This is a genomic window from Sphingobacterium sp. JB170 (assembly GCF_900163865.1).
GTDB lineage: Bacteria > Bacteroidota > Bacteroidia > Sphingobacteriales > Sphingobacteriaceae > Sphingobacterium.
The window spans coordinates 1-6,493 of sequence record NZ_FUKU01000011.1; the positions used below are offsets into that span (position 1 = coordinate 1).

Sequence of the window (6,493 nt, forward strand, 5' to 3'; positions counted from 1 at the left end):
TTTATAAGCTAAAAAACACTTTTTATAAGCTAAAAAACACTTTTTATAAGCTAAATATGGCTTAAATAAAACACGGTTTTTTTATTAGGTGTTTTTTAGTAGCTTTGGATTAATCAAATTTGCTAAAAATGGAGTTATTGACAATTCAAGACGCAGAAGCACTAGGGAAAAAAAACTACAAGCAACATAATGCAATTACTTCAGGAAGGTATGATTTTACTGCCTGTCAGTTAGATATTCTTTTTATGATACTTTCATCATTAGAAGAGGATAAACTAACATATACAATTCGGGCAAAGGATATAGAACTGCTAACAGGACGAGAATGGAATTATCAGCAACTTAGAAAATCAACCGAGGATATTGGTTCTCGTATCTTTGAAATTGAAACAGACGAATACTATGAGCAAATTTGGCTTTTTCAGAAAGTCAAATATCTGAAAGGCTTTGGAGCTTTTGAGGTTATGATTTCAGAACCGGCAAAACCTTTATTCTTTGAACTGAAAAACAACTTTACACATTTCCAATTAAAATCGGTTTTAGGCTGTACATCAAGTTATGCAAAAAGATTATATATGCTCGCCTGTCAATGGCGCACCGTTGGCAGGTTTCCAAAACCTATTCCGATTATAGAACTAAAGCAGATGCTTGGTTTGGTAGACAAAAAGAGAAATGAAAAATACACGCAGATAGGACAATTTAAAGAAAAGGTTCTTGATATTGCTAAGAAGCAAATAAATGAACAGACTGACATATCATTCGATTATGAGTTGTATAAACGTGGGCGTTCTTACGAATACATTCAGATTTATGTGAGCATACACAAAGATAAACCTAAACAACTGGAAATAGACTTTAACAAGTCAGTTACTGAGCAAAAGAACATCCGTACCATCGTGGCTTACGGTATCAGCGAGGAATACGCTGCATTGATTGTAAAAGACAGCTACGAAGAATTCATTAAGTTTATCGAGAAAGTGAACGAGAGGGCAAGAAAAGGCGAAATAAAGATAGAGAATGCAACTGCATATATCATAGGAACCTATCAGAAAAAAGGAGTATTACCCAAATCAAATAACATCTAATATAATTTATATCTTATTTTTAATAAAAACCTTTAATTAACCTTAATAATATGGAAGCAACAACACAATACACTGATGCCTTTGGTACGGCTGCTGCCGATCTAAACGGCCGAGGATTTTCTGACCTACAAAAACATTTCAATCTGGACGAAAAAACTCACAAAATAGTCGGTATAAGTCTTGGTGGTGTAAATAACAAAAGTTTACATTTGCTTTGCGAAAAAACCGATATAGAGCCTAAAAAGTATATTAGTATTCATATCGACAAACATGAAAATGAAGACTTGTTTAAATTGATTTTTGAGAGGTTTAATGTTGTTTTATTTGGAAAATTCGATAAAGAGAGTCCTAAAAAGTCATTTGAAGAGGGGTATTATTTATCTGATATTATAGACGGATATAACGACTAAAAAAAAAACGTAATAACGTATTTACTTAAATACGTTATTACTTTAAATATAGCCTTATTGCTTGTTCTACAAGGTTTTTAACATTGTCGTTTTCCTCGACCGCCTTCAATTTTAAGGCTTTTAAAAGGTCTTTATCTAACCAAAGCGTATAACTACTTTCGTTATCCCTCTTGCGTTCTTTTACAGGTACAATTTTTTGTTTGGGGGTTTCCTTTGGGGTTACCTGTTTCAGTTTGTCAAATGCTCCCGTTGCCATTATAATAAGTTTAAAATTTCCGTTGTTAATTGTTCCAACTCCTGTACTGCCTGTTGGTCATTTCCTGTCCCTATACCTCCCGAAAGGAATGTATTATTAAAAACTACCCTATCACGGATTTCCGCAAGTATGGGTAAACGATACGCCTGTAACTGCTCTTTTGCTTCTTCTGTTATATTCGTTCTCGGCTTAATCATATTTAAGACGATCCCCGCTTTTAAGTCAGGCTTTTTCTTCCGTGCTTCTTTCACAAGTTCTATTGTGGCTCGTATCGCCATGATGTCGGGAACTCCTGCTTTTGTAGGAATTAAAACCAAATCGGAAGCCAAAAATATAGGTATCATATTTTCGGTTAAATACGGCGGGGTATCAATAAAAATAACATCGTAGGGTTTTCCCTGCAGATTTTTTGTCCCCTTATAACCCAAAATATCAATACCCTGCACAATGTCTTTCAATTGTATAGTTGAGCCTTGGGGGTCTGTATCAGTCAAAGCTGTTTTGACCTCTTTACTGAATCTATAAGCAAGATTTAAAGCTAACGTACTTTTACCAACTCCACCCTTTTGGTGTGCTAATGTGATGATTTTAGGCATAACATATATTTGTAAATACGTATTTATGTAAATACGTATTTACAAATATAATAACATTAAATGTAGATTTGATTTGATAGAAAAAAGAATTAAACCTTTCGCGGATCGGATGGAAAAAATGGAGGTTCTTGCAGAAAAAAAAAGGGAAAGCATATTCAAAATATGGTGATCTTGTTGTCAGAACAATAGCTACTAAAGCTATTGGCTCTTTTCCAAAATAAAATAAGTATTTTTGATTCAAATTTTAACCCAAATGTTTGTTAACCTTCTAATTGTTGCAATTGTTTCTATATTGATCCGATATATTCTAAAATTTTTTGCGGGAATTCTTTTAATGCCTTTCAATGCTTTATCGCTAAAGCGAATGAATTATGACTCCTCAGTGCATTTTTATCGTTTAAAATGGCACGATCTATTAATGGTGATTTTATCATTCGTTGCAATGACTTATTTGATCTCCGGAGTGTGCGCTTCAATGCTCTCTTGGATTAGTGAACAACATCCAGAAAACCTATTTGCTAAGATATTTTCGCTTGCTGCTGGAAGCTATATAGCTTCAGGTTTATCAAGAGATTCGGCTTTATTGTATCTGCAAGATCAAAAGAATCAGATTCAAACATTTCCTGCGTTCATGGGGTGCATGTATGTTAAACTTGGTGTTTATGTTATCTGTGTACTGTTTCTGATCTTTCCTGATATTACCAAATATTGGTCATGGATGCCTTATGTCAAATAACAAGAAATAAAAACAAAACCTGTTCTTTTTGAACTCTTGACTAAGCTTTTAATTTATGAAAAACACCATCGATGAAATTTACGAGAATAAAGACTCTTTAAAAGAATTGATCAGACAGCTAAACCTTACTAATGATAAGACTTTAGCTAGACAGATGGTATATGCTTTAGGCTCATACTTCTTGATTATTTACAAGGAAAATATCACTAAAGAAATTCTCCCTAGTAGTTTATTGCCATTAAAAAAAGCATCAATTAGATATTGGATGCACGAATATTATAAAACTGTTTTTTATGAAAAAAGGAAAATTCTACAATATCAAGAGGATGGAGTAACAAACCTTTCTAAATTTCAAGATATGTCTCAAGAAGAATGGGATACAATAAAAAATATGGATGATGATGATATTCTTGAAAAAATAAAGTACTTCAATTCCAACACTAACATAGATACTACTTCATTAAATAATATAGATCAGATAATTTATAGACGTAGTATAGATGAAAGTATAGAAAGAGATGCGCTTTACGAGGGATTAAAAAGTGTTCCCAAAAAATTAAATTATACAACTATTTTCATAGCAATCATCTGTGTAATTATTGCTCTTTATTTTTTCTGGAAATAACTTATAAAAGCAAAGGGATTGTCTATTCACCTTTGTTTTTGCTCCAATTACTAAAGCTCTTTGCATCTTTAGGATTGTCTTTCGCCCATTGCTTTAAATCGTTCATCAAGAATTCATATTTTGCTTTTTCTTCGATTGCACCGGCAATGGTTTTTTGATCAATGCTCTGCTTGACCAGGAGTCCGATCGTCGCCAGGGCAAGGAGGATTCCACAGATCCCGAGCATCCAAACTATCTGTTTTGATGTTTTGGATTTGATAAGTACAGCTTCTTTGACCTCTTGTAAAGCATTAAAACTCGTTTTTTTGATACTCTCCTGTACTCGTTTCTCGAGGGAAACAATGTCTTCTGTGATTTTGTTCAGAGAGCCTATTTCCTGCGATATAACGAGTTTTAATCTTTTTGCCGCTTCAATACTTTCGCTTTGTAAAACGCGTTGATACACGGCTTGATTTTGCGTTAAATTCGAAATATTAGCTTCTAATCCTCTCGTAATTATTTGCATTTGTTTTAGTTCCTCTGAAATAACCGATAGATTGTCTTCGCTTTGAGATGCTTTTACTTTTGCCATATTAATACCCTATTCCTTTGCTTCTATTTATCGTTCGTGCGTTTTCAATAATGTTATTTTGAAATATTGCATCAAGCTTCGGGAGTGTTATTTTTCGATCAATGTCAGAAGCTTTGAAGTCTTGATTGTCAAACTTGATCCGATATCCCTGTACTGCTCCCTGTTTGTTCACTGTCTCCACGATATCGATGCCTTTTGTACTTGCTTTTTTCTTGAAATCATTCCAAGAGGTAGAATTGGAAAGCACTTTGGTAACTTCTTTTTTTAGCAAGTGTTTAACCTCGTTGGCGTTTTCAATTCTATGCTGCATAATCTCTTTGGCTCGAATTAAATCGTGTGTTTGTGCGATTTCATCGGCCGAACTCATTGCCCTATATTGACAATGCTTATCGCTTATTGTCTGCCCATTTAGATCAGTTCTTGGGGTGTAAATATGAACATGTTTGTTTCTGGTGTCGTCATGCACTCGCATGTAATACGGCTGTGTATTTGGATCGATTCCGAGTGTCTTAGACATAAATTCTTTGCCTAACTGGGTTAATTGTTCGTTGGTTAATTTCTTCCCGTCATTCCCTGCTGGACTGTAGACCATACTGAAAACTTCGTTCTTCAGATTGCGAGCGTTATCCTTGTTCCACTCCTTCAGCTCGGACATGATTTCACTTGCATTTTCTCCTGTCAGCATATTACGATCAAGCTCATATCCTCGCGTTTTGCTTTGATCTTGCTTATCTTGAAACAGATATTCCATCCCTGCTGCGCTACCGCCTACTGCTTTACATTTTCCGATCATCAATAATATTTTTTAGGTTTTTGATTACCCCATCTATTTCCTGTAGGAGCTCCGCTCTTGCATCCTTATGGATGAGGTTGCGCAATCTTTGCAGATCGAGCAAACCATTTTTTATAGCGCCTAAGGTTTGCTTCTCTTCGGTTGTCTGCTTGCTGACAATCTTATATCCGAATGTCATACTTCGGATATAATCGGCAAGCGTGTCGAGATTCGTCTCGGACATGCGTTGTTGCAACAGCGCTTTTTCGTAAGGAGTGACACGCATCTCGATGCGTTCAGTTCTTTTTGCCATTATGCAGGATTTTGTGACCATCGGGAACAAAACGAGAAAGTCGAAGCAAGTACAAAAATGCGTATAAAGCATTTTTGTACGGCGCAAGACACTTCTCGACCTTTCCGACGAAATAAAGATATGAGAAAAAGGTCTAAGAAGCAAATAGCCCCCGTATAAGGGGCTATTTGCTTCTTGATCTTTTGCGTTCGAAATGAAGCAAATGAAAAAAGAGGTCCTGTGAACCTCTTTTGAATGCTGCTGAATTACGACATATCTGTTTTCTAGGAAATGGATAAAAAATCCACCGTAAATTTTTTCTAGTTAAAATCAAAAAAGGCTATTAGCACCTATTTTCAAGAACAGTAACCCTTCTTCAAAAGCATGTTTTTTATTTGTTATATTTGTATAAAGAAAAATAGGCGCAAAATGCGCCTAATAGATATAATTTTTGATACAAAAACCAAGCTTCCAAAACTTGGTTATACAGCTTCCAAAACTGTATATGTGTTCAATAAAGGATAAATATCAAGGGTCCAAACTTTGATATACAAATGTCCAAAGTGTGTATATAAATTTATTCTTTTGTTGAACGAAAGCTCGAGCTCTACCAAAGCTCGAGCTTTTTCTATTATCAAAGATACGGCTAAAGATTCTAAAAACGAAAATTCCAAAAATTCCCCCACTCTTCTACGGCCTGTCTCCTTCGGCAGACTTACTCCCTGCGGTCGGGCTGTTTATGGAAGTCATATCCCTAAAAGACAGCAACCGAAGGGCGGTAGTGCATGCCCGCAGGGATGCAGGCTGCAAATGAGCGAAGGGCTTAATTATTAAATTTGTCTTATTTAAATTTAAACCATTGATATACGAAACATATTACATTAATATGACACACCCTCCCCCTTTGGTTTCTTTTTTATTTTCCGTTTTTTCGTGGATTTTCAGAGTTCCCCAATACCTGACAAAAAGTCGGGGTTTCAGGTCAAAAATCTTCGATTTTTACCCTAAATACCCCTAACGTTTTTTTTTATATATTTAAGATATTTAATATATTTACAGGACTTGTAGCCACTGTAAATCAATTAGTTACAACATTAAAAAACACTTTTTATAAGCTAAAAAACACTTTTTATAAGCTAAAAAACACTTT

The 6,493-nt window shown here is 34.9% G+C and carries 9 protein-coding genes; 4 read left to right on the forward strand and 5 right to left on the reverse strand.

The window, feature by feature from the left end; genetic code table 11:
- Nucleotides 1-128 precede the first annotated feature (128 nt).
- Nucleotides 129-1,085: a replication initiation protein gene (locus tag FM107_RS01380; RefSeq protein WP_086946731.1), complete on the forward strand. Its 957-nt coding sequence runs from the start codon at nt 129-131 to the stop codon at nt 1,083-1,085.
- A gap of 50 nt (nt 1,086-1,135) precedes the next feature.
- Entirely contained in the window at nt 1,136-1,495 is a 360-nt protein-coding gene (locus FM107_RS01385; RefSeq protein ID WP_086946732.1) for a hypothetical protein, read from the forward strand.
- A gap of 37 nt (nt 1,496-1,532) precedes the next feature.
- Here FM107_RS01385 and FM107_RS01390 read toward each other — a convergent pair whose 3' ends face one another.
- Both FM107_RS01390 and FM107_RS01395 read right to left on the reverse strand, forming a co-directional pair.
- A complete protein-coding gene (locus tag FM107_RS01390; RefSeq protein WP_086946733.1) occupies nt 1,533-1,751 on the reverse strand; it encodes a hypothetical protein in 219 nt (72 codons plus the stop codon).
- Entirely contained in the window at nt 1,751-2,347 is a 597-nt protein-coding gene (locus FM107_RS01395; RefSeq protein WP_086946734.1) for a ParA family protein, read from the reverse strand. Before FM107_RS01395 ends, FM107_RS01390 begins: the two co-directional genes overlap by 1 nt.
- A gap of 253 nt (nt 2,348-2,600) precedes the next feature.
- On the opposite strand from FM107_RS01395, the gene FM107_RS01400 reads away from it, so the two are divergent.
- Together FM107_RS01400 and FM107_RS01405 are read left to right on the forward strand one after the other, a co-directional pair.
- The gene (locus FM107_RS01400; protein ID WP_086946735.1) at nt 2,601-3,083 is read left to right on the forward strand and encodes a hypothetical protein; all 483 of its coding nucleotides are present in this window, start codon (nt 2,601-2,603) and stop codon (nt 3,081-3,083) included.
- Nucleotides 3,084-3,138: 55 nt separating this feature from the next.
- Nucleotides 3,139-3,708 carry a hypothetical protein gene (locus tag FM107_RS01405; protein ID WP_086946736.1) on the forward strand — a complete coding sequence of 190 codons (570 nt, stop codon included), beginning with the start codon at nt 3,139-3,141 and terminating at the stop codon, nt 3,706-3,708.
- 22 nt (nt 3,709-3,730) lie between these two features.
- Here FM107_RS01405 and FM107_RS01410 read toward each other — a convergent pair whose 3' ends face one another.
- From FM107_RS01410 to FM107_RS01420, 3 genes are read right to left on the reverse strand one after another with little or no spacing between them, the layout of a single operon-like run.
- Nucleotides 3,731-4,279 (reverse strand): hypothetical protein, encoded by a 549-nt coding sequence (locus tag FM107_RS01410; RefSeq protein WP_086946737.1) that lies wholly within the window; start codon nt 4,277-4,279, stop codon nt 3,731-3,733.
- Nucleotide 4,280: 1 nt separating this feature from the next.
- A complete protein-coding gene (locus FM107_RS01415; RefSeq protein ID WP_086946738.1) occupies nt 4,281-5,072 on the reverse strand; it encodes a relaxase/mobilization nuclease domain-containing protein in 792 nt (263 codons plus the stop codon).
- A complete protein-coding gene (locus tag FM107_RS01420; protein WP_086946739.1) occupies nt 5,056-5,364 on the reverse strand; it encodes a hypothetical protein in 309 nt (102 codons plus the stop codon). The genes FM107_RS01415 and FM107_RS01420 overlap by 17 nt, the downstream gene beginning before the upstream one ends.
- Nucleotides 5,365-6,493 lie beyond the last annotated feature (1,129 nt).

What these genes read in the sequence shown, in the direction of transcription:
- FM107_RS01380 (WP_086946731.1), top strand. Translation starts at nt 129, where the DNA reads ATGGAGTTATTGACAATTCAAGACGCAGAAGCACTAGGGAAAAAAAAC.
- FM107_RS01385 (WP_086946732.1), top strand. Translation starts at nt 1,136, where the DNA reads ATGGAAGCAACAACACAATACACTGATGCCTTTGGTACGGCTGCTGCC.
- FM107_RS01390 (WP_086946733.1), bottom strand. Translation starts at nt 1,751, where the DNA reads ATGGCAACGGGAGCATTTGACAAACTGAAACAGGTAACCCCAAAGGAA.
- FM107_RS01395 (WP_086946734.1), bottom strand. Translation starts at nt 2,347, where the DNA reads ATGCCTAAAATCATCACATTAGCACACCAAAAGGGTGGAGTTGGTAAA.
- FM107_RS01400 (WP_086946735.1), top strand. Translation starts at nt 2,601, where the DNA reads ATGTTTGTTAACCTTCTAATTGTTGCAATTGTTTCTATATTGATCCGA.
- FM107_RS01405 (WP_086946736.1), top strand. Translation starts at nt 3,139, where the DNA reads ATGAAAAACACCATCGATGAAATTTACGAGAATAAAGACTCTTTAAAA.
- FM107_RS01410 (WP_086946737.1), bottom strand. Translation starts at nt 4,279, where the DNA reads ATGGCAAAAGTAAAAGCATCTCAAAGCGAAGACAATCTATCGGTTATT.
- FM107_RS01415 (WP_086946738.1), bottom strand. Translation starts at nt 5,072, where the DNA reads ATGATCGGAAAATGTAAAGCAGTAGGCGGTAGCGCAGCAGGGATGGAA.
- FM107_RS01420 (WP_086946739.1), bottom strand. Translation starts at nt 5,364, where the DNA reads ATGGCAAAAAGAACTGAACGCATCGAGATGCGTGTCACTCCTTACGAA.